At 57.1% G+C, this 23,582-nt stretch carries 14 protein-coding genes, 1 rRNA gene and 1 pseudogene; all 16 read left to right on the top strand.

Annotated elements, in window-relative coordinates; genetic code table 11:
- The first annotated feature begins 18 nt into the window (after positions 1–18).
- Positions 19–914 (top strand): annotated as a pseudogene (locus IEY11_RS13270) (MurR/RpiR family transcriptional regulator).
- Positions 911–2,140, top strand: a complete 1,230-nt coding sequence (locus IEY11_RS13265; protein WP_188886785.1) for a BaiN/RdsA family NAD(P)/FAD-dependent oxidoreductase — start codon at positions 911–913, stop codon at positions 2,138–2,140. Before IEY11_RS13270 ends, IEY11_RS13265 begins: the two are co-directional and overlap by 4 nt.
- Positions 2,140–2,820: a (d)CMP kinase gene (gene cmk / locus IEY11_RS13260; RefSeq protein ID WP_117492322.1), complete on the top strand. Its 681-nt coding sequence runs from the start codon at positions 2,140–2,142 to the stop codon at positions 2,818–2,820. Before IEY11_RS13265 ends, cmk begins: the two co-directional genes overlap by 1 nt.
- Positions 2,817–3,401 (top strand): lysophospholipid acyltransferase family protein, encoded by a 585-nt coding sequence (locus IEY11_RS13255; protein WP_117492324.1) that lies wholly within the window; start codon positions 2,817–2,819, stop codon positions 3,399–3,401. Before cmk ends, IEY11_RS13255 begins: the two co-directional genes overlap by 4 nt.
- Positions 3,398–5,329: a bifunctional 4-hydroxy-3-methylbut-2-enyl diphosphate reductase/30S ribosomal protein S1 gene (locus tag IEY11_RS13250; protein ID WP_188886784.1), complete on the top strand. Its 1,932-nt coding sequence runs from the start codon at positions 3,398–3,400 to the stop codon at positions 5,327–5,329. The genes IEY11_RS13255 and IEY11_RS13250 overlap by 4 nt, the downstream gene beginning before the upstream one ends.
- Before the next feature lie 311 nt (positions 5,330–5,640).
- Complete coding sequence (gene yunB / locus IEY11_RS13245) at positions 5,641–6,339, top strand: sporulation protein YunB (protein ID WP_188886783.1); 699 nt, start codon at positions 5,641–5,643, stop codon at positions 6,337–6,339.
- Positions 6,340–6,412: 73 nt separating this feature from the next.
- The gene (gene ligA, locus IEY11_RS13240) at positions 6,413–8,407 is read left to right on the top strand and encodes an NAD-dependent DNA ligase LigA (RefSeq protein WP_188886782.1); all 1,995 of its coding nucleotides are present in this window, start codon (positions 6,413–6,415) and stop codon (positions 8,405–8,407) included.
- 88 nt (positions 8,408–8,495) lie between these two features.
- Positions 8,496–8,783, top strand: a complete 288-nt coding sequence (gatC, locus tag IEY11_RS13235) for an Asp-tRNA(Asn)/Glu-tRNA(Gln) amidotransferase subunit GatC (protein ID WP_110436649.1) — start codon at positions 8,496–8,498, stop codon at positions 8,781–8,783.
- A 15-nt stretch (positions 8,784–8,798) separates the two neighbouring features.
- Entirely contained in the window at positions 8,799–10,268 is a 1,470-nt protein-coding gene (gene gatA, locus IEY11_RS13230; RefSeq protein ID WP_118286271.1) for an Asp-tRNA(Asn)/Glu-tRNA(Gln) amidotransferase subunit GatA, read from the top strand.
- 15 nt (positions 10,269–10,283) lie between these two features.
- Positions 10,284–11,708 carry an Asp-tRNA(Asn)/Glu-tRNA(Gln) amidotransferase subunit GatB gene (gene gatB / locus IEY11_RS13225; protein WP_110436651.1) on the top strand — a complete coding sequence of 475 codons (1,425 nt, stop codon included), beginning with the start codon at positions 10,284–10,286 and terminating at the stop codon, positions 11,706–11,708.
- A gap of 219 nt (positions 11,709–11,927) precedes the next feature.
- Positions 11,928–13,634 carry an ATP-binding protein gene (locus IEY11_RS13220; protein WP_188886781.1) on the top strand — a complete coding sequence of 569 codons (1,707 nt, stop codon included), beginning with the start codon at positions 11,928–11,930 and terminating at the stop codon, positions 13,632–13,634.
- Positions 13,634–18,364, top strand: a complete 4,731-nt coding sequence (locus IEY11_RS13215) for a leucine-rich repeat domain-containing protein (protein WP_188886780.1) — start codon at positions 13,634–13,636, stop codon at positions 18,362–18,364. Before IEY11_RS13220 ends, IEY11_RS13215 begins: the two co-directional genes overlap by 1 nt.
- Complete coding sequence (locus IEY11_RS13210) at positions 18,361–19,299, top strand: AAA family ATPase (RefSeq protein ID WP_118481275.1); 939 nt, start codon at positions 18,361–18,363, stop codon at positions 19,297–19,299. Before IEY11_RS13215 ends, IEY11_RS13210 begins: the two co-directional genes overlap by 4 nt.
- A gap of 6 nt (positions 19,300–19,305) precedes the next feature.
- Positions 19,306–20,478 (top strand): DUF58 domain-containing protein, encoded by a 1,173-nt coding sequence (locus IEY11_RS13205; RefSeq protein ID WP_188886779.1) that lies wholly within the window; start codon positions 19,306–19,308, stop codon positions 20,476–20,478.
- A 16-nt stretch (positions 20,479–20,494) separates the two neighbouring features.
- On the top strand, positions 20,495–22,801 hold the full coding sequence (locus IEY11_RS13200) for a transglutaminase-like domain-containing protein (RefSeq protein ID WP_188886778.1): 2,307 nt from the start codon (positions 20,495–20,497) through the stop codon (positions 22,799–22,801).
- 582 nt (positions 22,802–23,383) lie between these two features.
- Positions 23,384–23,582, top strand: a 16S ribosomal RNA gene (locus IEY11_RS13195); the annotation flags it as partial.

The following is a 23,582-nucleotide window of genomic DNA, read 5'->3' as shown; positions in this document are numbered from 1 at the left end:
AATGCAGGAGAGAGTATAATGAATGACCTGATCACAAAAATTCAAAGCGAGCTGCCCGGCTTTTCCAAGGGTCAGAAGCAGATCGCGCGTTTTATCTTAGAGCACTACGACAAGGCTGCGTTCATGACCGCGAGCCGTCTGGGTGTGACTGTCGGCGTGAGTGAAAGCACGGTCGTGCGCTTTGCGACCGAGCTTGGCTATGACGGTTATCCGCATCTGCAGCGTGCCCTGCAGGAGATGATCCGCAACAAGCTGACCTCGGTGCAGCGCATGGAGGTTGCGGGCGACCGCATGGGCGGCCGCGATGTGCTGCAGACCGTGCTGCACGCGGATACGGACATGATCCGTGTAACGCTCGACGAGATCGACCGCGACGCCTTTCAGGGCGCGGTGGACGCGCTCATGGGCGCTAAGCGAATCTACATTCTCGGCGTGCGCTCCTCGAGCGCTTTAGCCAGCTTTCTGGGTTTTTACTTCAATCTTTTGTTTGAAAATGTGACGCTAATCTTTTGTTTGAAAATGTGACGCTTGTACATACGAACAGCGTCAGCGAGATTTTCGAGCAGGTGCTCCGTGTCGGACCGGGTGATGTGCTGTTCGGCATCAGTTTCCCGCGCTACTCCAAGCGCACGCTGAGTGCGATGAAGTACGCGCGCGACCGCGGTGCCCGCGTTATCGCACTGACCGATTCGCAGCTGTCGCCGCTGGCGCGTGTGGCCGATCATGTGCTGCTCGCACGCAGCGATATGGCGAGCTTTGTCGATTCGCTCGTGGCGCCCTTGTCGGTCATTAACGCACTGATCGTGGCTGTCGGCATGAGCCGCCGCGATGAGATTGAGCAGACATTTAACAAGCTGGAGCGCATCTGGGAAGAATACGACGTATATGAAAAACCGGAGGACGATATAAATTGAACATTATCGTAATCGGCGGCGGCGCAGCCGGTCTGATGGCGGCAGGCACTGCCGCGGAGCAGGGCGCGCAGGTGACGCTGCTGGAAACCAACGAAAAAGTTGGCCGCAAACTGTTTATCACGGGCAAGGGCCGCTGCAACGTGTGCAATAACTGCGATGTGCAGGAGGTTCTGCGCAACGTGCCGGTCAACCCGCGCTTTCTGTATTCCGCGCTCGGCGGATTCGGTCCGGCGGACGTGATGGACTTTTTCGAGAACCATGGCGTTGCCCTCAAGACTGAGCGCGGAAACCGCGTGTTCCCGCAGTCGGACAAGGCAGCCGACATCATTGACGCGCTGTTCCTGTGGGTGAAAAAGGCGGGTGTGACCATCGTACATACGACCGCAGACGAGCTGCTCATCGAGGACGGTGTGCTCACAGGCGTTCGTGCCGGGCACAAGACCTATAAGGCAGATCGCATTATCGTGGCGACCGGCGGCGCGTCCTATCCGCAGACCGGCTCGACCGGTGACGGCTACCGCTTTGCCAGGCAGGCGGGACACACGGTCGTGCCCGCAAATCCGTCGCTCGTGCCGTTGGTCGAGGACGGCGACACCTGTCAAAAGCTGATGGGTCTCAGCTTGCGCAACGTACAGCTGACTGTGTATGAAAACGAGAAGAAGCTCTACTCGGACTTTGGCGAAATGCTGTTCACGCACTTCGGTCTGTCCGGTCCGCTGGTGCTGTCCGCGAGTGCGCATATGCGTCATTTCGGCAGCAAAAAGTACCGTGTGGAGATTGATCTCAAGCCTGCGCTGGACGAAAAGACGCTCGACAAGCGTCTGCTCGCGGACTTTGACAAGCACAAGAACAGCGATTTTATCAACGCGCTCGGTGAGCTGCTCCCGAAGAAGCTGATTCCGGTGGTGATCGAAAAGAGCGGCATCGACCCGCGCGAGAAGGTCAATTCCATCACCAAGGCACAGCGTGCCGCGCTGCTGCGCGTACTCAAGGCGTTCCCGGTCGAGATTTCCGGCAAGCGTCCGATCGCCGAGGCGATTATCACCACGGGCGGCGTGTCCGTCCGCGAGGTCAGCCCGAAAACCATGGAGTCCAAAAAGCTGCCGCACCTGTATTTCGCAGGTGAGGTGCTCGATGTGGACGCCTACACGGGCGGCTTCAACCTGCAGATTGCGTGGTCCACGGGCCGTCTGGCGGGTCTGTCGGCTGCGGAGGAGGAATCATGATGAAGTACATTTCAGTTGCCATTGACGGCCCGTCCGGGGCCGGAAAATCCACCGTGGCACGCGCTGCCGCGGCAAAACTCGGCTATGTATATGTGGATACGGGTGCGATGTATCGTTCCATCGGTCTGGCGGTGTGCCGCAGGGGCATTGCCGGAGAGGATACGGCAGGCATTATCGCAACCCTGCCGGAGATTACCATTCAGCTGACCTATCAGGACGGCGCACAGCACGTTCTCCTGAACGGCGAGGATGTCTCCGAAGCCATCCGCACACCGGAGATTTCGTACTACGCGTCCAAGGTGTCCGCGGTGCCGGAAGTACGCCGGTTTCTGCTGGAAACCCAGCGCAATATGGCGAAAAACGGCAATATCCTGATGGACGGCCGCGACATCGGCACGGTCATCCTGCCGGATGCGCCGGTCAAGATTTTCCTGACCGCGTCTGCACAGTCCCGCGCGGAGCGCCGCTATAAAGAGCTGATTGAGAAGGGTCAGCAGGTGACGATGGACGGCATCCTGCACGATATCAACGAGCGCGACAGGCAGGACATGACGAGAGCCGTTGCGCCGCTCAAACAGGCGGACGATGCGGTTCTGCTGGATACGAGCAGCCTGACGCTCGAGGAAAGCATAGCGGCCGTTCTGTGTATTATTCGTGAAAAAACGGAGGAAAAGGCATGAAATTCAAGTACCACCGCTGGTTCCAGGCTCTGGTTGTGCCGCTGGTAGCGCTGGCGTTCCATATTTTCTTTGGCTACCGCGTGATCGGACGCGAAAACATCCCGGAGGGCGGCTGCGTTGTCTGTCCGAACCATGTGCAGCTGTCCGACCCGCCGTTTGCGGCGGTCGCACTCGGCGGCAAGACGCCGCTGCGCCTGATGGCGAAAAAAGAGCTGTTCCGGAAGAAGATATTCGCGTGGCTGATCGCGGCGCTCGGCGCCTTTCCGATCGACCGTGAGGGCGCGGACATCACCGCCATCAAGACCGCGCTCGGCTCGGTTCGTGCCGGTCAGAAGCTCATCATCTTCCCGCAGGGCACACGCCACGCCGCCGAGGGCGAAACCAAGAAAGGTGCGGCCATGCTGGCGGTCAAGACCCGGGCGCCGATCCTGCCGATGTATATCACCGAGGGCAAGCGTTTCCGCTGCAGAGCCACAGTCGTGATCGGCAAGCCGTTCACGCCGGATCCGAAGCAGAAGGACTACGGCCTGATCGCGGATGATATCCTGCGCCGCATCTACGAGCTGAAGGAGCAGGTATGAGCGTAACGGTAGCCAAAACCGCCGGATTCTGCTTCGGCGTACGCCGTGCAGTGGACCTCGCCGAGCAGCAGGCGAAAAAAAACGGAAAAATTTATGCCTATGGTGAAATCATTCACAACATGCACGAAATTGAGCGTCTGGAGAAGCTCGGTGTGTACACCGCGCATGCGCTTGAGGACATTCCGGACGGTGCCGGCGTGCTCATTCGGGCGCACGGTGTACCACGGAATGTATACACGCTGCTTCAAGCAAAAAAGTGCGAAATCTTTGATGCAACCTGCCCTTTTGTGCGGAAAATACACAAAATAGCGGACAAAGAGAGCGCGGACGGACGGCTGATCGTCATTCTCGGAAGCGCCGGACATCCGGAGGTTGTGGGCATTCAGGGCTGGTGCGGCGAGTCGGTCGTGCTCGAGGGCGAGGAGCAGGCGAGAGCCTTCTCGGAACGGCTTGAAATGGAAGATAAACCCATTTCCCTGGTCGCACAGACCACCGTCAACCGGTCAATTTGGAATATTTCCGTAGGACTTATAAAAAAAAGGTGTACAAACCTCAAAATTTTTGATACAATATGTAAAGCGACGGATGAGCGCCAGTCGGAGGCTCGTCTGCTTGCCGGTGTATCGGATCAAATGATCGTGATCGGAGATAAGAAAAGCTCCAACACCAAACGGCTGTATGAGATCAGCCGGTCGCTGTGCTCGGATGTGCGCTACATCGAAGACGCGGCAGAGCTTACTACGCAGGAGCTCGGGCAGCACCAGCACATCGGGATCACGGCGGGAGCATCCACACCGGCATGGATAATTAAGGAGGTCAGTAACATGATGAGCGAAGAAACCAAGATTGAAACTGGTGAGGACTTTGCAGCAATGCTGGAGGAGTCCTTCAAGACTTTAAATAATGGAGAAAAGGTAACCGGCACCGTTGTAGGTATTTCCAATAACGACGTACAGGTAGATCTGGGCGTTAAGCACACTGCGTATATCCCGCTGGGTGAGCTGTCTGACGACCCGAACTACGACGTAGCTGCCAACATCCACGTTGGCGACGAGATCGAGGCTGTTGTTGTTCGCGTAAACGACGGCGAGGGCACCATCACTCTGTCCAAGAAGCGCGTTGATCAGCTGAAGGGCTGGGAGACCGTTGAGAAGGCTTACGAGGAGCACACCCCGGTTGAGGGCACCATCGTTGAGGAGAACCGCGGCGGCGTTGTAGCAACTGCATTTGGCGTACGCGTATTCATCCCGGCATCCCAGACCGGTGTACCGAAGGATCAGCCGATGAGCCAGCTGGTTAAGACCAAGCAGTCCTTCTATATCACCGAGATCAACCGTCAGCGCAAGCGCGTTGTTGGTTCTATCCGTCAGATCCAGCAGGAGGCTCGCAAGGCTGCTGCTGAGCAGATCTGGAACACCATCGAGATCGGCAACGAGTACGACGGCACCGTTAAGTCCCTGACTTCCTACGGCGCATTCGTAGACATCGGCGGCGTGGATGGCATGGTTCACATCTCCGAGCTGTCCTGGGGCCGCATCAAGCACCCGTCCGAGGTCGTTTCTGTTGGCGACAAGGTAAAGGTATTCGTTATCGGTCTGGATAAGGAAAACAAGAAAATCTCCCTCGGCTACAAGCGCGAGGAGGACAATCCGTGGAACGTATTCAAGTCCAAGTACGACATCGGCTCTGTTGCTGAGGTTAAGATCCTCAAGTTCATGCCGTTCGGCGCATTCGCTGAGATCGTACCGGGCGTTGACGGCCTGATCCACATTTCTCAGATCGCTGATCACCGCATCGCAAAGCCGGAGGACGAGCTGGAGGTTGGCCAGGTTGTCGAGGCTAAGATCATCGACATCAACGACGAGAAGAAGAAGGTATCTCTGTCCATCCGTGCTCTGCTCGAGGACGGCGAGGATTACGAGGACTAATTCCTCATTTAGCTGTTAAGCGCAAAGAAGCACCTGATTTATCGGGTGCTTCTTTTTTGTTAATTGGTGATTGCGAATTGGCAATTAGTAGTTAGCAATTAACGTGACGGTTAAGCGGTTATGTAAAATAACCGTCCTAATGTGTCCTAATCTGTTAAAAGGGGAATATATATTGGCAGATAATAATAGTAAAACAGTTTAGGACGGTTTAGGACAGTTTTTAATAGAGAAATATATTGTAACGCTTTACCGCAGGGTGCGACAAGGTGATTATACAAACGTATGCCGCATACGCTGAATGGGGTGGTATTATGCGGCGCAGACGAAAAAACGGCAGGAGACTGGCACTTGTCATACTGATACTGATAGTAGCGGTTGGTCTTGGCTTGCTGACCATACGCTTTCAGCGCATTTTCATGGAGTACGCCGTCAACGTCTGCGAGGACAGCGCCATCAAGGAGATCAACACCTTGATGGAGGACGAGGTTTTCTCCCATCCGGACGAATTTGCCGACCTTGTGGTGCTTGAGCGCGACAGCGACAACCACATCACGGCCTTGCGTACGGATATTATCGCAGTCGGAAAGGTGAAGGCGCGTATCGTCAACGGTCTGTTTGACCGGCTGGATTATCTGGAGGAAACGCAGACCGAGGTGCCGCTCGGCACGGTATTCGCGCCCAGTTTGTTTACCGGAATGGGCCCGAGGGTGAAGGTCGGTCTTGCGGGTCTTGCGCAGATGGAGGCGCAGTTCGTCAGCGCGTTCACCTCGGCGGGCATCAACCAGACGCGCCACCGGATTCTCATCGAGGTACACGCCGGCTTCCGCATTCTCACGCCGTTTGGCGGAGAAGACCGGGAAATCGTCTCGACATACCCGGTCACGGACACGGTTATCGTCGGCACGGTGCCCGAACGGTACACCTATATCGGCGGCTCCGGCTCTGATCTGCTCGGCGAAATCCGCGATTACGAGGAAAATTCGGATATTTCTCACGAAATCGGAAAATAATACTTCAAAAACTGCTCGTCATTTGGTATACTTAATCTGTGTGAGTATTTGCTCACACCAAAGGAGTTTTATTATGGACGTGCGTGAGCAGATTACCGCTCTGCGGGAGCAGCTGCGGTATCACAACGAAAAATACTATAACGAGGACGCGCCCGAGATCACCGACTATGAGTACGACATGCTGCAGCGTCAGCTTCGCACGCTCGAGGCTGAGCATCCGGAGATGGCGGACGCGAACTCTCCGACCCAGCGGGTCGGCGGTACGGCGAGCAGCCGGTTTGCCAAGGTGACGCACGCCTACCCGCTTGAAAGTCTGCAGGATGTTTTCTCGTTTGACGAGCTGGGCGAGTTCTATTCCCGTGTGGAGAATGCCGTCGGACAGGCGGAGTACGTTGTCGAGTACAAGATCGACGGCCTTTCGGTTGCGCTCGAATATGTGGACGGCGTGTTCGTCCGCGGTGCGACACGTGGTGACGGTCAGGTGGGCGAGGACGTAACCAAGAACCTCAAAACCATCAAGGACATCCCGAAAAAGCTGGAGAACGCGCCGCCGCATTTGATCGTGCGTGGTGAGGTCCACATGAAAAAGTCCGTGTTCGATGCCCTCAACGCCGAACTGGAGCTGCACGACAAGCCGCTCCTTGCCAATCCGCGCAACGCGGCGGCGGGTTCTCTGCGGCAGAAGGACAGCAAAATTACGCGGGAAAGAAAGCTGTCCATCTTCTGCTTCAACATTCAGAACAGCGACGAGCTGCCGATGGAAAGCCATGTGCAGGCGCTCGATTACCTCAAGAGCCTTGGTTTTCCGACAAGCCCGCGCTATCCGGTCTACACCGACCCGCGGGACGTGCAGCGCGAGATCGAGAACATGGGCGAGACCCGCGGTGAACTGGATTTCGACATTGACGGTGCTGTTGTCAAGGTCAATTCCTTCGCGCAGCGCGAAACGCTCGGTTCGACCGCGAAATTCCCTCGGTGGGCGGCGGCGTACAAGTACCCGCCTGAGGTCAAGCAGACGCTTCTCAAGGATATCGTCATCACGGTGGGACGCACCGGTGTGCTGACGCCGAATGCCGTGCTCGAGCCGGTACGGCTTGCGGGCACCTCGGTGTCCCGTGCAACGCTGCACAACCGCGATTTTATCCGTCAGCTCGATGCCCGCGTGGGCGACATTGTTTCCGTCCGAAAAGCCGGAGAAATCATTCCGGAGATCATCGGCGTGGAAAAGGACCGGCGTCCGCTGGATTCGGTTCCGTACGAGTTCCCGAAGGTCTGTCCGGTGTGCGGTGCGCCGGTGTACGACGATGAGGACGAGGCGGCTATCCGCTGCACGAGCGCGTCCTGTCCGGCACAGCTGCTGCGCAACCTGATGCACTTTGCGTCGCGTGACGCGATGGACATCGACGGCTGCGGCGAGGGCAACCTGCAAAAGCTGATCGACGCCGGACTGGTCAAGTCGGCGGCTGACCTGTACGACCTGACGGTCGAGCAGCTGCTGCCGCTCGGCAAAAAGGTGGACGTCTGGGCGAACAATCTTGTCCGCTCGATTGAAGCGAGCAAGACCCGCGACCTGTCGCGGCTGCTGTTCGCGTTCGGCATCCGGCATGTCGGACAGAAGGCGGGCCGCATCCTGAGCGACCACTTCGGCTCGCTCGATGCACTGCTTGCCGCACCGGTAGAGGAAATGACCGAGATCCGCGACATCGGACAGACCACCGCGGAGAGCATCGCCGCATGGCGGGAGCTGCCGCAGTCGCATACGCTCATCGAGAAGCTGCGCGCGCACGGCGTCAACTTCATCGGTGAAAAGACCGCAAAGAGCGACCTGCTCGCCGGAAAGACCATTGTGGCAACCGGCAGCCTGACGCTCTATACCCGCAAGGAGATCAACGATCTGATCGAGTCTCTCGGCGGCAAAGCGGCCGGTTCGGTCTCGAAAAAGACCAGCTACGTTGTCGCAGGCGAGAATGCCGGCAGCAAGCTGCAGAAGGCGGCGGAGCTGGGTGTTCCGGTGCTGACCGAGGAAGAGTTTAAGACGATGATTGAAGAAGGCAGCGGAAACGCTTAAATAAGATATGCCGTAGGGCACCCCGTCCTACGATAGATCATAAAATTCGTATCATAGATTTAAGATAAATAATTAGGAGGCAAACGACATGGCAATTTCCAGAAAAGAAATTGAGCACATCGCGTCCCTGGCACGTCTGGATTCGACCGGCGGCATTTTCGACCGTCTGGCCGATGACATGCAGGGTATCGTCGCAATGGTGGACAAGCTGGCTGAGCTTGATCTGGGCGATATTACCGATGTTATCAACACCGAGCGCAAGAATGCGTTCCACGAGGACGAAGTGATTCAGGAATTCACGCCGGATGAGCTGATCGAGCCGAATGCACCGGACTTCCAGTGCGGCGGCGTAGCAGTTCCGCGTGTTGTCGAGTAAGGAGGGGACAGAATTATGGCACTTTACGAAAAAACTGCGTCCGAGCTGTCCGAGCTGCTCGGCAAAAAGGAAATCTCCGCAGTAGAGCTGGCAAAGGACGTTTTTGCCCGCACCAAGGCGGTAGAGGATAAGGTTCAGGGCTACGTTACCGTAGCCGAGGAATCCGCGCTGGCACAGGCAGAAGCGGTTGACAAGAAGCGCGCGAGCGGCGATACGCTGTCCGCGCTGGCCGGTATCCCGATCGCCATTAAGGACAACATCTGCACCAAGGGCACGCTGACCACCTGCGCGTCCAAGATGCTGGGCAATTTCAAGCCGCCGTATAATGCAACCGTTATGGAGAAGCTGATTGCTTCCGATGCGGTCATCACCGGCAAGGCCAACATGGACGAGTTCGCAATGGGCTCCTCCTGCGAGAATTCCGCGATGCACCCGACCCACAACCCGCATGGTCTCGACCGCGTACCGGGCGGCTCGTCCGGCGGCTCCGCTGCTGTTGTTGCAGCAGGCGAGGCTCCGCTGGCGCTCGGCTCGGATACCGGCGGCTCTATCCGTCAGCCGGCGTCCTTCTGCGGCGTTGTCGGCATGAAGCCGACCTACGGTGCGGTTTCCCGTTACGGTCTGATTGCATTCGCGTCTTCTCTCGACCAGATCGGCCCGTTCGGCCGCTCCATCGAGGACGCAGCCATGCTGCTCGATGCGGTTACCGGTCACGATCCGCTGCACGATTCCACCTCTGTCAAGACCCCGTTTGAAGGCTCGCTGCGCGCCAACCTGAACGCTGACGTCAAGGGTCTCAAGATCGGTCTGCCGAAGGAGTATTTCGGCGAGGGCATCTCGGATGCCGTTCGCAAGAACGTTATGGCGGCTGCAGAGGCGTACAAGGCACTCGGCGCAGAGGTATTCGAGATCTCTCTGCCGCTCGTTGAGTATGCACTGCCGATCTACTACATCCTCTCTTCTGCAGAGGCTTCCTCCAACCTTGCCCGTTTCGATGGCGTAAAGTACGGCTACCGTACCCCGAATGCAGGCGATGACATCATCGAGCTGTACACCAAGAGCCGTTCCGAGGGCTTCGGCGCCGAGGTTCAGCGTCGCATCATGCTGGGCACCTACGTTCTGTCCTCCGGCTACTACGATGCATACTACAAGAAGGCTCGTGCCGCACAGCGCAAGATCCGCGAGGAGTTTGCAAACGCATTCGAGAAGTGCGACGTCATCCTGACGCCGGTTGCGCCGACCACCGCTTACGAGATCGGCTCCAAGACCACCAATCCGCTCGAGATGTACGCAGGCGATATCTGCACGGTTTCCGTCAATATCGCCGGTCTGCCGGGTCTGGTTCAGCCGTGCGGTTTTGATGAGAACCACATGCCGGTCGGCATGCAGCTCATCGGTCCGCGCTTCGGCGAGCAGACGCTGCTGAACGCCGGTCTGGCCTTTGAGCAGGCGTCCGGTCTCAAGAACATCATCGCTGCACTGTAAGGGAGGAAGACAAACATGAAATACGAAGCTGTCATCGGTCTGGAAGTGCATGCGGAGCTGTCCACCAAGAGCAAGATCTACTGCTCGTGCTCCACTGGCTTCGGCGCACCGATCAACACCCACACCTGCCCGGTCTGCACCGGTATGCCGGGCGCACTGCCGGTACTCAACAAGCAGGTTGTACACTACGCCGCAAAGATGGGCAAGGCTACCGGCTGCACCATCAATCAGCTGTGCAAGGCTGACCGTAAGAACTATTTTTACCCCGATCTGCCGAAGGCATATCAGATCTCTCAGTTTGATGTGCCGATCTGCGAGAACGGCGAGGTATTCTTCTATGTGGACGGCGTGAAGCACTCCTGCCGTCTCGAGCGCATCCACTTCGAGGAGGATGCGGGCAAGCTGCTGCATGACGAGATCGACGGCACCATCGTTGACTTCAACCGCTGCGGCGTACCGCTGATCGAGATGGTAACCCGTCCCGACCTGCATTCCTCTGCCGAGGCGAAGGAATTCCTTGAAATGATCAAGACCACCCTGTCCTACCTCGACATCTGCGACTGCAAGATGGAGGAAGGCTCCATCCGCTGCGACGTAAACGTTTCCATCCGTCCGGAAGGCTCCACCGAGCTGGGCACCCGTGTCGAGATGAAGAACATCAACACCTTCTCCGGTGCGGTCCGCGCGATCGACTACGAGATTGCACGCCAGATCGAGGTTGTAGAAAACGGCGGCGAAATCCAGCAGGAGACCCGCCGCTGGGATGACGTAAAGCTGAAGAACACGGTAATGCGTACCAAGGAAGATGCGCAGGACTATCGTTACTTCCCGGATCCGGACCTGATCGCCGTAGAGATCTCCGACGAGTGGCTGCACCAGATCGAGAGCGAGGTTCCGGAGCTGCCGATCACCCGTTACGAGCGTTACCTCAACGAGTACGGCATGACTGCCATGGAGGCGCGTCTGCTGTCTGACAGCTTTGAGAAGGCCGAGCTGCTCGACGCTGCCGCAAAGCAGGTTAAGCCCAAGGCTGCCGCAAACTGGATCCTGTCCGATATCTCCAAGTACCTGAACGACAAGGGCGTAAGCCTCCGCGAGACCAAGATGACCGCAGACAAGCTGGTTGCTCTGGTTAAGCTGATCGAGGCCGGCACCATCTCCGGCAACGCAGGCAAGAAGGTTCTGCCGAGCATGTTCGAGACCGACGAGACCGTTGAGGCTATCGTTGACCGCATGGGTCTCAAGCAGGTATCCGACGAGGGCGCTATCCTCGCCATCGTACAGGACGTTATCGCCAAGAACGAAAAGGCTGTTGCCGACTTCAAGGCAGGCAAGAATGTTACCGGCTTCCTCGTAGGCCAGTGCATGAAGGCTTCCAAGGGTCAGGGCAACCCGCAGATCATCAACAAGCTGATCGCATCCGAGCTGGCAAAGCTGTAATTCAGCTTAAAACCGAATTGATACAAAAGGATACAGAACGGTACTGTTCTGTATCCTTTTTTGTGCTTTTTGGGGAGAAAATTGTCGGAGAGAGCGGTTGTGTTGGGGAAAATGTTGTAAATCGACAGATATAGGAGCTATTATGTATAAATGGATATGTAGGTATCGACTGGATGAAAAAACAGAAAAGAGTAAAAATGAAATTTGACAGGTGAAGGAATGCACATAACGGATTGGCTGGAAATGCTGGGTGAGCACTTTCCGCTGGTGGTGACCGGCTGTGCTGAGGCACTGCTGGCGGTTGTGCTCCTGTGTGCTGCGCTGCGGAACCGCGGGCAGTGTGCGGATAAGAAAAGGAGCGCACTTCGGCGGGCAGATGAGATTCTGCTGTACAACATGGATCGACAGAGCAATGACGTATGCCTTATCATGCGTCAGTACGATCTGCTGCCGCTCTGTGCGGCAGGCGATATGCAGAGCCTGCTCGGTGTGACGTTCGAGCAGCTCCGGCAGGATGTTATGCTGCTTGCGGACGCGCTGGAGGACGGGCAGAACGGCGTTTCTGTCTGGAAGAAATACCGTGCGTGGGACGGAGCGCAGCCGTTCGAGACCGTCCTTCGGACAAAGAACGGCGAATGGGTGCAGCTGAATGTGACCCGCGGTGAGGACGATGGATATGATCTGTTCTGCTTCAGCCGCACGACCGGGCTGTGCGGGCGGATGGAACAGTACGAGGAGCGCCTTGCCAAGATCGAGGAGGAGAGCCGGTCCAAGACGACCTTCCTGTCGCGCATGTCACACGAGATCCGTACCCCAATGAACGGCATAATCGGCATGCTGACGCTCGCGGAGAACCACCTCGAGGCGAATGCACCGGCGATGCAGTATCTGACCAAGGTGGATGAGCTGTCCGATCACATGCTCGCGCTCATCAACGACATTCTGGATATGTCGCGTATCGAGGCGGGCAAGGTCGAACTGGAAAACAAGGTGTTCAGCCTGCGGGAGCTGGGTGACCGCCTGTACGATATGTTTGCGAAAAACCTTGACAGCCGCGGCATTCGCTACGAGGTCAACTTTGACGGTGTGGCCGTGGATTACGTCCTTGGCGATGAGCTGCGCATCAGCCAGATTATCATCAATTTTCTGTCCAATGCGGTCAAATTTACGAGCGAGGGTGAAATTATTGTCACCTTCCGGCAGATGATGCTGCGGAACGGCGTGGCGGATATGATGATCCGCGTACACGATACCGGCATCGGTATGCAGCCGGCGTTTATCAGCCGTATTTTCCGTCCGTTCGAGCAGGAGACCGTGGGGACCTCTCGGAAATACGGCGGCACCGGTCTCGGCATGGCCATCACTGACCAGCTTGTCAAGCTGATGGGCGGTGAGATCGTGGTGGAGAGCCAGCCGGGCAGAGGCTCGGATTTCTCGGTGTATCTGCATCTGCCGGTTGCTGAAAAGCCTGCGGAACCGGCGGCAGAGCCGTCTCGCGCATCCGCGGAGGAGAACGCGGATGCGTTCCGCGGCAGGCGCATCCTGCTTGTCGAGGACAACGAGATCAACGCGATGATCATGGTCGAGGTGCTGCAGGAGATGGGCGCCGAGATCGAGAAGGCCGAAAACGGACAGATCGCGGTGGATATGTTCGCAGATCATCCGGAAAACTACTACGATTTTATTCTGATGGACGTGCAGATGCCGGTAATGGACGGCCGCACGGCGGCCCGCACCATTCGTGCGATGGAGCGTCCGGATGCGAAGAGCATCCTGATTTTTGCGCTGTCGGCAGATGCGTTTGTCGAGGACGAGCGCTTGTCCGTCGAGAGCGGCATGAACGGTCATTACGCAAAACCGGTCGATTTTCAGGCACTGCAGCGTAATATCGGCAAATTTCTGCAGAGAAGAGAAAGGAGGAGCTGATGGGAAAGCTGGATAAGATTCTGCTGTCGCGGGCAATACTGACCAAAACCGTACTCGGTGCGGCAGCCGCCGCAGCGCTGACAACGGGCACGGTTCTGGGCGTTTCGTCGTACCGCTCGGGCAATCATTTTCACCCCTCGGACACGGAGCGCGGCTTCAATGCCAATCAGGTGCATTTTGATGACGATCAGGACGTAAAGGGCAGCGACAGCACGGCAGAAAAGGACGACAGCGAGCTTTGGGAGCGGGACAGCGGCGCGGACGATACCAGCGGCCCGCAGAACGACAGCAGTGCGGATTTCATGTTCCAGCGCGAGCGCATGCAGGAGAATTTCTCCGACCCGCTCTCGGTTGCCGGCGGCACGGCAGATACGAGCGTGGCGGCGAGCAGCTCCGGCGATATCGTATATAACGTGACGAATGACCGCGGCAGCGCGGATGTCATCATCGGCGGCAGACCGGGCGGCACGACTGCCGTTGTGCCCGGAAACGGCGGCGCCGGCACAGGAGAAAATCCGGGCGGCAATAGCGGCGCGGCAAATCCGGCAAAGCCTGATACGCCGAATACCCCGGGAGAGCCGTCCGCGCCGGGCAATAATAAGCCGAGCAAGCCGGGCGGCGGCAGTTCGGACAATACGAATGGCGGCGGCACGGCTGCCCCGCCATCAGGACAGGGCGGCTCCATTGCGGATACCATGCGGGAGCCGGATTCCGGAAAGACCAGCGTAGGCATCTTCGGCGAGCACGATCCGATCAGTAAGCCGTATTATGAAGGGAATGTGAATGACAACACAGTAAAGGAGGTTGTTATTCGGCAGCCGCAGAATAGTTCGGGAGAGGCAGACCCGTCTGCGCTGTACGCCGGTCAGAAAAACATCACTGCCCGCAAGATTTACAATGCATTGGAAACCTATGTAAATGACCACAACGGCAACATTTACTACTGGAGCAACCTGAAGGGTGCAGACAACAGCGATTTGCATTTCGGCGTGTTCGTCCGTATCAACGGTATCTGGATCGGCGATACCTTCTTCAGCTTCTTTAATGAGGCAACCGGAGAATATGATAAGACTCTGGATGAGATTCCGAGCGATGTGACCGAGATCAAAATCAGTGCGTCTTACCGCTTCAGTGCAGAAAGTGCGTGGAGGGACTACTCGGATGTTACCTACACGCTGGAGCGAAACCGTATCTTCATCCTCAACCGCAGGCTGACGGAAAACGATAAAAACGGTCAGTTCAGCAGTGATATCCTGCTCAATCCATATAAGGATACCAGCTTTGATCCGGATGATGAGAGCAAGGTAATCGACCTGTACAGCTATCAGAGAGATCTGCTGGGAGAGGAACGTCTGTCCGCGTTATTCCCCGGCTGGCTGGAGGACGGCAAGCTGATTCCGTGGATGTATCATCCGGCGGCGGGCCGTCGTGTTATCGAGCCTGCGGATATGGTCCCGTTGGAGGATAACTATATAGTGCAGGTCAAAATCCGTTGGTATGACATGGATACCGGCGCGGTAACCCGTTCGCAGGGCGATGCCGCAGACGGTCCTGCAGCGGATTCTTGGGACGAGACCGAATCGGATCTGCCGGTCAGCGCACCGCAGTTTTCAATCACCCAGAAATTCATCTACATGCAGACACTTACCGGCTATGAGGGCGATCCCGGCAGTGTGCTCGAGGTACCGAAGTATGTGCAGGCGGTGGATATGGGCACGGAAAACACCCTGCATGAGGTTGATTACATCAAAATCCCGGATACGGTGCGGTATGTCAACACGAAAAGCTACAGCGAACAGACGGAAGGCACACAGACAGCCGTAAAGGGCATCAAGGTCAAGAAGGGCTATATTGTGGATGCGGGCAGCACAGCGTATGCCGCAACCGCGGACGGAATTCTTACCAATGCGGACGGCAGTGCATACCTCGGCATTCCGTATGATATGACCGAGCTGACCGTTCCGAAAAATGTAGAGAAGGTGACGCTGCCGAACGCAACACAGGTGACCAGACTGGTCCTGCAGGCGAAAGCTGCCTGCGACCTGCCGAAAATCGACTTTGGCGGTATGGACAGCGGCGTTATTATTGTGGAGCCGGACGTATTTCGTGCTTTCGTGAGCAGTAACGAAACTGCGCTGGAGGGCATGCGTGTGAACGTTGCATCCTCGGACGGCAGTTGGGAATCACACGATGGTGCTTATCTGGAGAAGGACGCCGAGGGGAACAAAACGCTCACCCATGTGCGGGCACAGACCAGATATTATACGCTGCCGAGCGGCGTCAATGTCATCGGTCCGAACGCGTTTGCGGACGCGGAAAAGGTTGAAACTATCATTCTGCCCGAGGGCGAGGACGGGATTGCAATCGGCCCGGACAGTTTCCGAAGCAGCAATGTGGATACCATCCTGTGCGGCGGGAAGGCGCAGGCAGAGAACGTGCAGGCGCAGCTTGACGCGGCAGGCATTACGGATGTCCGCGCAATCGTCCTGCAGACCAACAGCCGGGGCGAGACCTACTACACAGACGAGCGCAGCGCGGAGGTTGTGCTGATGGCCGGTGACCCGGCTAAGACCGAGTTTGACGGCACGATTCAGGATGCGGACGGCAATACGCTGTCGGTGACCACACTGGCAGACGGTGCGTTTGCAGGCAGTCAGAAGCTGCAGTGGGCGCTTCTGCCGGGATCGCTGACAAATATCGGTGCACAGGCGTTTTACGGCTGCTCCAATCTGGAGGGCATCATGATTGATGCGAACGGAGAGGTGTCTGTCGGCGATGCGGCGTTTGATAACTGTACCTCGCTGAACTTTATCGCGTCTAACGCGCCGTCCATCAATATGGGCGAGTATTCGGTCAGCACGGGAGCACAGGCAACGGTGATGTATTCCCCGACCGGGGGAATCGGCTACGGTGAGGACTGGACGTATTTCATTGAGGAATCCGGTGTGCAGCGCTACGATGTTGTAGATATCGGCAGCACGAAAATGCTGTATGGCGCGAGCGATGGCAAGGACTGGCTCGGTCTGCGTGCCGGCAGGCACACCGAAGGGGAGCTTGCCTTGCCGGAGGGGACGATAGAGCTGTTCGATAAGGCGTTTTACGGCGCCGAGGGCTCGTTTACCATCAACTGGGATAAACTGCCGGACCTGCAGTATATTGATGATTATGTGTTTGCCGATTCCGGTCTGGAGGGTGAGGTCGTTACAGCCGTCAGCGAGGTCGGTGAGGCGGCATTCCAGAGCACAAATATCACGAAGTTGGAGTTGAACGGCTATATACAGCGTCTGGATATGAACTCGTTCGTGGATTGCAAGAGCCTGACCGGTGTTTCCATTACACGGGGCTTTGAAAATAACAGCAGCATATACACCGGTCTGTTCAGTGCATGCAGTGCGCTGGAGGATATCACGATTGCTGATTTCGGCAATGTGCCGCAGCTTTTGACATTCAGTGCATCCTCCGCGTTTACCTTTAACTATGAATGGACGTGGCAGGATACGCTGCAGCGGGTTCACATCAGATCCGACTGGGAGACCGGAGACGATATTGCACCGTCTTATGTAAAGAAATGGCGCTATTCGCTGCTCGGCAGCATGGACACACCGAATGCGACCGGCTACATGAATCTGTGGGATAACACCATGCTGGACCTGATGTTCAATGGAACATGGGAGGATCTGTATGCAGAAACCGATGCGGCAGTTAAACAGAAACTCGTGGATGTGGAGAACGATATCCGCACCATGCTTGGCGCAGAAACGAAGGTAGAGGAACCCTCGGAGTTCTATCCGTATCGTGTACGGGGAGATTATATTACGCTGATCGGTGCGCCGTCCGACAAGACCACGATTGATCTGGATAGTGAAACACTGGGACTGCTGGATGGCTGGTGCCTGGATTATATCGGTGAGGGAGCCTTCTCCAATACCAAAAACCTGGAATATCTCGTCCTGGAAAGCGGTCTGGCCGGCATTGAGCAGGATGCGTTCCGAGGGGTGGAGAGCGATACGCTGACCATGACCTTCATGGATGGCAATCCGCCGGAGCTGCTGAATTTTACACCGGGTGAGGGATATTCCTTCGGTATTGATGAAAGCAGGATCAAAATCTACATTCTTGCCTGGGGAGATGAGGAGGCTTATCTTCGTTTCATTGAAAAATGGATCTACCCGATGGCGGGGTATGAAAACTATGCGGAAATGTATGCAGCTGTCGCTGCAGGCATGCCGAATGCAGCTGAGGAGGAAATCCATGCCAAAATGGAGGAAATCCTGCTGCCGGTCGAGAATCGTATCCGCAGAATGCTGTGGCATCGTGAGTGGATTCCGGGCGCATCGGAATTTGAAGAGGGCACCACTGTAGATACTCACTATCCGGAAGTGGACAAGCTCAGCTTTGAGCTTGCGCCGAAAAAGCAGGAGCCGGAAATGGTTGAGCCGGATGATCAGAACAGGAATCCGGAGGGGGATGATGATCTGACGCCGGTTCCGGAGCCGAATCCCGGCACGGACACTGACACCTCAAACGGCAATACCAGCGAACCGCCGACCATCGACGACGATGCGGCAAACGAGCCGGCCGGTGACAGCACCGGCAAGGACACCGGCTCTGCCGACACCTCGGCGGACGATGCGACGGTTCTGCCAATGCCGGACGGCAAGCACGAGATCGTCATTCCGTCCGAACCGTCGGACAGCACTTCCACAGAAGATGAAGGAGAAACAGAATGATTGTTGAACAATCCAAGCAGATCATTGCCGAGGTCAATAAGGCGTTCATCGGCAGAAAAGATATTGTCGAGAAGATCCTGATGACCATTTATGCCGGAGGCCATGTGCTGCTGGAGGACTGTCCCGGTGTGGGCAAGACCACGCTCGCCGTGGCGTTTTCCCGCGCGCTGGGACTGAGCAACAAGCGCGTTCAGTTTACGCCGGATACGCTGCCGTCCGACATCACCGGCTTTACGATGTACAGCCGCGAGACCGGCAGGTTCGAGTACCGCGAGGGCGCGGCGAACTGTCAGCTGCTGCTGGCCGACGAGATCAACCGTACCTCACCGAAAACGCAGTCCGCGCTGCTTGAGGTCATGGAGGAGCACACCATCACGGTGGACGGTGAAACGCACGCGCTGCCCGCGCCGTTTATCTGCATTGCGACCCAGAACCCGCTGGGTTCTGCCGGTACGCAGCCGCTGCCGCAGAGCCAGATCGACCGTTTCATGGTCAGCCTGTCCATCGGCTACCCGACACTCGAAAACCAGATGAAGATCATCAACGCGCAGCGGTACAGCAATCCGCTGGAGGAGATCCGCGCGGTGACTAACGCGCAGAATCTGCTTGAGGTGCAGAACTACCTGACCTCGGTGCGCATGACCGACGGCGTGCTGGCGTATGCCATCCGTCTGTGCGAGCAGACCCGCAGCCATCCGCTGGTGGAGCTGGGCATCTCTCCGCGCGGCGTGTCCGCACTGGTCAGGATGGCGCGCGCAGGCGCGATTTTGCGCGAGCGCAACTACGTTGTGCCCGAGGATGTGCAGAACGTGTTCGTTGATGTATGTGCACACCGTCTGGCGCTGCGCCCGCAGGCGCGCGTGGAGGGCGTTGCCGCAAAGCAGGTGCTGGAGGAGATCATGGCGAAGATCAAGCCCGCGCACACAGAGGAGTGAGGCGCTATGTGGAAAAACCGGCTGGCGTTCGCGCTGCTGTATGCGGCGCTGCTCGTGCTGCTGATCCTGTTCAGCAAGCCGTTTCTGCTGGCGGCGCTCATCGTTCTGGTGGTATTGGCGGTGCTGATGGCGCTGCTCACCCGCAGGGATGCGCGGCTGCTGCGCACCTCTGTGCGCGTTAAATCCGGCGGGCGGGAAGGCGAAACCGTGCCGATGACGTTCACGTTTGCGCCGAAAAGGCGGCTGCTGGCGGCACAGAGCATTCTGGTCGCGGTGGAATCCCGCAACGATATGTTCGGCGTGAGCGTGCATAAATATCTGGTGTTCGATCTGGCGGACGATCAGCAGGAGTATACCATCGGTGTGCCGCTCGTCTGGTGCGGCAAGGTCACGTTCCGCTGCATTTCGGTGCAGGTGCGGGATATGTTCGGGCTGTTCAGCAGCAAGGCAAAGCCGTTCTCCGAAATCTGCACGGTGGTCTACCCGCATCATGTGCGCGTTTTAACCGAGCTGTCGAGCGCAACGATCGGCGCAACGCGCAATGACGGCGTTATGCAGAACCGTAAGGGCAGCGATGCAAGCGAAATATTCGACATTCGCGACTATGTCCCGGGTGATGATATACGAACCATCCACTGGAAGCTGTCCGGCAAGACGGATGAGCTGATCGTTCGTCAGGCGAGCGCCCCTTCTCATTACAATATCGCGCTGCTGCCGGATTTCGGCCGCAGCCATCTGGCCGGACCGGAGGCACAGCAGGAGCTGAATGCGGCTGTCGCCATTGCATCGTCCGTTGCCGAGCGGCTGATTCGCCGCGGCGTGCCGTTCTGCACCGTTGTACCGACGAAACAAGGCATAGAGCGGTTTGAGGTATGCACGGAGCGGGATTTTCACGAGCTTCTGCCGCGCTGGCTCAGCTTTCCGGTGCAGGAGACCGGCGGTTCGGGCCTGCGGTACTTTGTCATGGAGCATCTGGACCGGTATTTCACGCGCCTGCTCATCTTTTCCGCAGGACGCTATGAGCAGGATCTCAGCGGACTGGACAGCCGCGTCGGTGTACTGGTGCTGAGTGCGGTTTCGGGCATCAAGACCGCCCGTGTGGAGGGCAGCGGCTCGTGCAGCATCATGGAGCTGCCGGCCGAGCAGGATATCAATGAAGTGTACCGCGTGGTATGCTGAGTCATAGGAGTAAACGATGAAGCAGGCTGAGATTCGGCGGTATCGACCCGGCGAACGGACAAATCCATATCTGACCGCCGGATGGATGGCGCTGCTGGCGGCATTGCTGCTGAGCGGTTCGCTGCTGGCCATGCAGCGGCTGTGGAACGGCCGCGCACCGTCCCTTGCTGCCGTGTTTGCGACTGCCGCGCTCAGCGCACTGTGCGGCACTGCGGCGGATTTTGCGGCGAAACGCATTCCGGCGGCACAGCTGCTGGCGCTCGCACCCGTTCCGGCTGTGCTGATCGTGACCGGTTTCCGCGGATACATTGTAGGCGGCCGTGCATGGCTCAACACCATGCTCGACCGGTGGAATACGGTGCATGAAGGCGGTCTCGCGCTGTTTTCCGGCACAGCCTCCGAGCGGGATGTATGGGCGTTTGCGCTGTTGGCGGCGGTGCTCATCGGGCTGCTGTCGTGGTATGCGGTCAGCCGGCAGAGCAGCCGGCTCGCGGCGTTCATCAGCGTATTCTGGCTGCTGCTTTCGCTGTTCGGCGAGGGATTCTATCCGTTGGCGCTTGTGCTGCTGACAGCGGGGCAGCTGGGTCTGCACATGACGAGCGGCAGCCGCGCGATCACCCGCAGAGCGGTTGCATGGTGCCTTGGCATATCGGCAGTGCTGTGTGCCTGTGCGGTGGGACTGTCCGGCACGGAAATGCCGTCGGTCGATCGTCTGCGGCAGAATATCAAGCAGACAGTGCACGATCTGCGCTACGGCAGGGATACGCTGCCGCAGGGCGAGCTTTCTCAGGCGAACCTTCTGCACGAAAGCAGCGAAACCATGCTGAATGTACACACGGAACAGGAAAAGTCGGTCTATCTGCGCGGATTTACCGGCGGAAAATATGAAAACGGCACATGGAAGCCGCTGCCGGATGCCGTCTACGGCGGAGAAAACATCGGCATGCTGGACTGGCTGCAGACACAGGGCTTTGACCCGTTTACACAGTCGGCGGCATACTATCGGCTGACCGGCGATGCACCGGAGACCAACACGGTCGAGGTGTCGGTGAAGAACGCTTCACGCGACGCGGTGTATGCACCGGCTTCGATGGAAAAGGTAACGGACGGTGACGTGCGCGAACGCAGGGACGCGCTGCTTAAGGGGCGCGGTCTGCTCGGCATCCGCAATTATACGGTGACTGAGGTTTCGGGTACGCGGCCGTCGGAGCTCATGGTCGCGGAGAGCTGGGTCAGCAGCCCGCAGACTGAGGAGCAGGCAGCCTATGCGGAAGCAGAGTCGGTCTATCGCAGCTTTGTGTATGATGCATATACCGCAGCGGACGAGGATTTGCTGCCTATGCTGAACCGTCTGTTCTGGCAGGATTATGATGATGAAAATGACGGCGTTTACAGTGCGCTCAGCCGCATCCGCGAGGTGCTGAAAGCGCAGGTGCGCTACAGCGAGGCTGCCGGAGCCGCACCGAATAATGCGGACCCGATTGCATATTTTCTGACAGACTCGCGGAAGGGCAATGCAGTGCTTTATGCCTCAGCGACCGTGCAGGCGCTGCGGGCACACGGCATTCCCGCACGTTACGCGGAAGGTTACTATCTGCCGATTGCCAAAACGCAGAGCAGCGCGGACGGAACAGCTGCGCTGACCGGTCAGGACGCACATGCATGGGCTGAGGTCTATTTTGACGGTATCGGCTGGCTGCCGGTTGATGCGACGCCGGGTTACTATTTTGACGCGGTTGCGCTGCAGCAGATGGTCAGCCTGCCGGATACGGTGCGCAAAACTGCGGCTATCGACGAAGATCGGTCAGGTGCGGATCAGGTGGTCGAGCCGTCCGGCATCGGTGGTTCCGAGCAGTCCAAGCCGCTGACTGTGGTGAAAAACGTGGCTGCGGTTGGATTCGGTATTGCCGGCATAATTATTGTGCTGTTCACGCTGCTGCTGTGCGCGATGGAGCTGACGCGCGTGTTCCTGCTGTGGAATGCGGAACGCAGACGGCGCAGAATGTCGATTGAGGAGCGTGTGCGGCAGTCGCAGAAGCTGATGTTCAAGCTGATTTCCCTCTGGGGAATTGACGCGGCGCTCGGCTGGGAGACCGCAGCGACCGATAAGGCGCTTGCGGACACGCTGCCGTCGGTTAAGCCCGGAGAGTACGAGCGTGTGAACGGTCTGCTTGAGAAAACCATATACGGCGGCATCGCGCTTGAGCCGTTCGAGGAGCGCGCGCTCGATCTGTTCGTGCAGCGGCTTTGGGGAAGAAATGTGAAGAAAAGCTGGAAAATGCGTCTTAAACTGCGGTACGCGTGCTTGTTGGCGGCGAAATAAAAAGAAATCCCGAGGCGATAGGCTTCGGGATTTTTACTATTGCTGTACCTGCGGCAGCAGCAGGCGGAAGGCGCAGAGCAGCAGTTCCTCACGCGTGTGCAGCTGTGCGCTATGCGGAAGAATGCGCTGTCGGATTTCCGGAGAAAGTGCGTAAAAACAGTTGTTAGCCGTTTGATCAATGGACAACAGTGCTGTAAGATTGCAGAAATACTTCATGGAAATTCACCTCGGGATTCAGTATGGACAAGGGGAGAGCAAGCTATACGCAAAAACTTTTGGGAAAAATGAAAAAATGTGTTGACAAAGCGTATCAGGAGAGGTATACTAAATAAGCTGTTGATGAGCGGTTAAGAACAACGAAAAGTTGTGAAAGCTCTTTGAAAACAGCAGATTGTACCTTGTAAATTAAACAACGATGTGCTTAAACTTTTGTTCAAAAGAACGAAGGTTGTAGTGCGAACCTGAAATTTCGAGAGTTTTTTACTCTTGGTAAATCGCTGGAAGTCACAACTCCAGTTAAAATAAAGTGACACGTCAGACTCTAAAGTCGGTTAAAACGAGTTTTTGCTCGTTCTAATACAATTTTTAGAGAGTTTGATCCTGGCTCAGGATGAACGCTGGCGGCGTGCCTAACACATGCAAGTCGAACGGAGTCGTTTTGGAAATCTCTTCGGAGATGGAATTCTCGACTTAGTGGCGGACGGGTGAGTAACGCGTGAGCAATCTGCCTTTAAGAGGGGGATAACAGTCGGAAACGGCTGCTAATACCGCATAAAGCATC

Source organism: Butyricicoccus faecihominis, from assembly GCF_014648015.1.
Classification (GTDB): domain Bacteria; phylum Bacillota; class Clostridia; order Oscillospirales; family Butyricicoccaceae; genus Agathobaculum; species Agathobaculum butyriciproducens.
The sequence above is the reverse complement of the archived record's forward strand: the minus strand, read 5'-3'. Positions and strand labels throughout refer to the sequence as shown.

What these genes read in the sequence shown, in the direction of transcription:
- IEY11_RS13220 (WP_188886781.1), top strand. Translation starts at nt 11,928, where the DNA reads ATGCACATAACGGATTGGCTGGAAATGCTGGGTGAGCACTTTCCGCTG.
- IEY11_RS13215 (WP_188886780.1), top strand. Translation starts at nt 13,634, where the DNA reads ATGGGAAAGCTGGATAAGATTCTGCTGTCGCGGGCAATACTGACCAAA.
- ligA (WP_188886782.1), top strand. Translation starts at nt 6,413, where the DNA reads ATGGACGTGCGTGAGCAGATTACCGCTCTGCGGGAGCAGCTGCGGTAT.
- IEY11_RS13250 (WP_188886784.1), top strand. Translation starts at nt 3,398, where the DNA reads ATGAGCGTAACGGTAGCCAAAACCGCCGGATTCTGCTTCGGCGTACGC.
- gatB (WP_110436651.1), top strand. Translation starts at nt 10,284, where the DNA reads ATGAAATACGAAGCTGTCATCGGTCTGGAAGTGCATGCGGAGCTGTCC.
- gatC (WP_110436649.1), top strand. Translation starts at nt 8,496, where the DNA reads ATGGCAATTTCCAGAAAAGAAATTGAGCACATCGCGTCCCTGGCACGT.
- IEY11_RS13255 (WP_117492324.1), top strand. Translation starts at nt 2,817, where the DNA reads ATGAAATTCAAGTACCACCGCTGGTTCCAGGCTCTGGTTGTGCCGCTG.
- yunB (WP_188886783.1), top strand. Translation starts at nt 5,641, where the DNA reads ATGCGGCGCAGACGAAAAAACGGCAGGAGACTGGCACTTGTCATACTG.
- cmk (WP_117492322.1), top strand. Translation starts at nt 2,140, where the DNA reads ATGAAGTACATTTCAGTTGCCATTGACGGCCCGTCCGGGGCCGGAAAA.
- gatA (WP_118286271.1), top strand. Translation starts at nt 8,799, where the DNA reads ATGGCACTTTACGAAAAAACTGCGTCCGAGCTGTCCGAGCTGCTCGGC.
- IEY11_RS13200 (WP_188886778.1), top strand. Translation starts at nt 20,495, where the DNA reads ATGAAGCAGGCTGAGATTCGGCGGTATCGACCCGGCGAACGGACAAAT.
- IEY11_RS13210 (WP_118481275.1), top strand. Translation starts at nt 18,361, where the DNA reads ATGATTGTTGAACAATCCAAGCAGATCATTGCCGAGGTCAATAAGGCG.
- IEY11_RS13205 (WP_188886779.1), top strand. Translation starts at nt 19,306, where the DNA reads ATGTGGAAAAACCGGCTGGCGTTCGCGCTGCTGTATGCGGCGCTGCTC.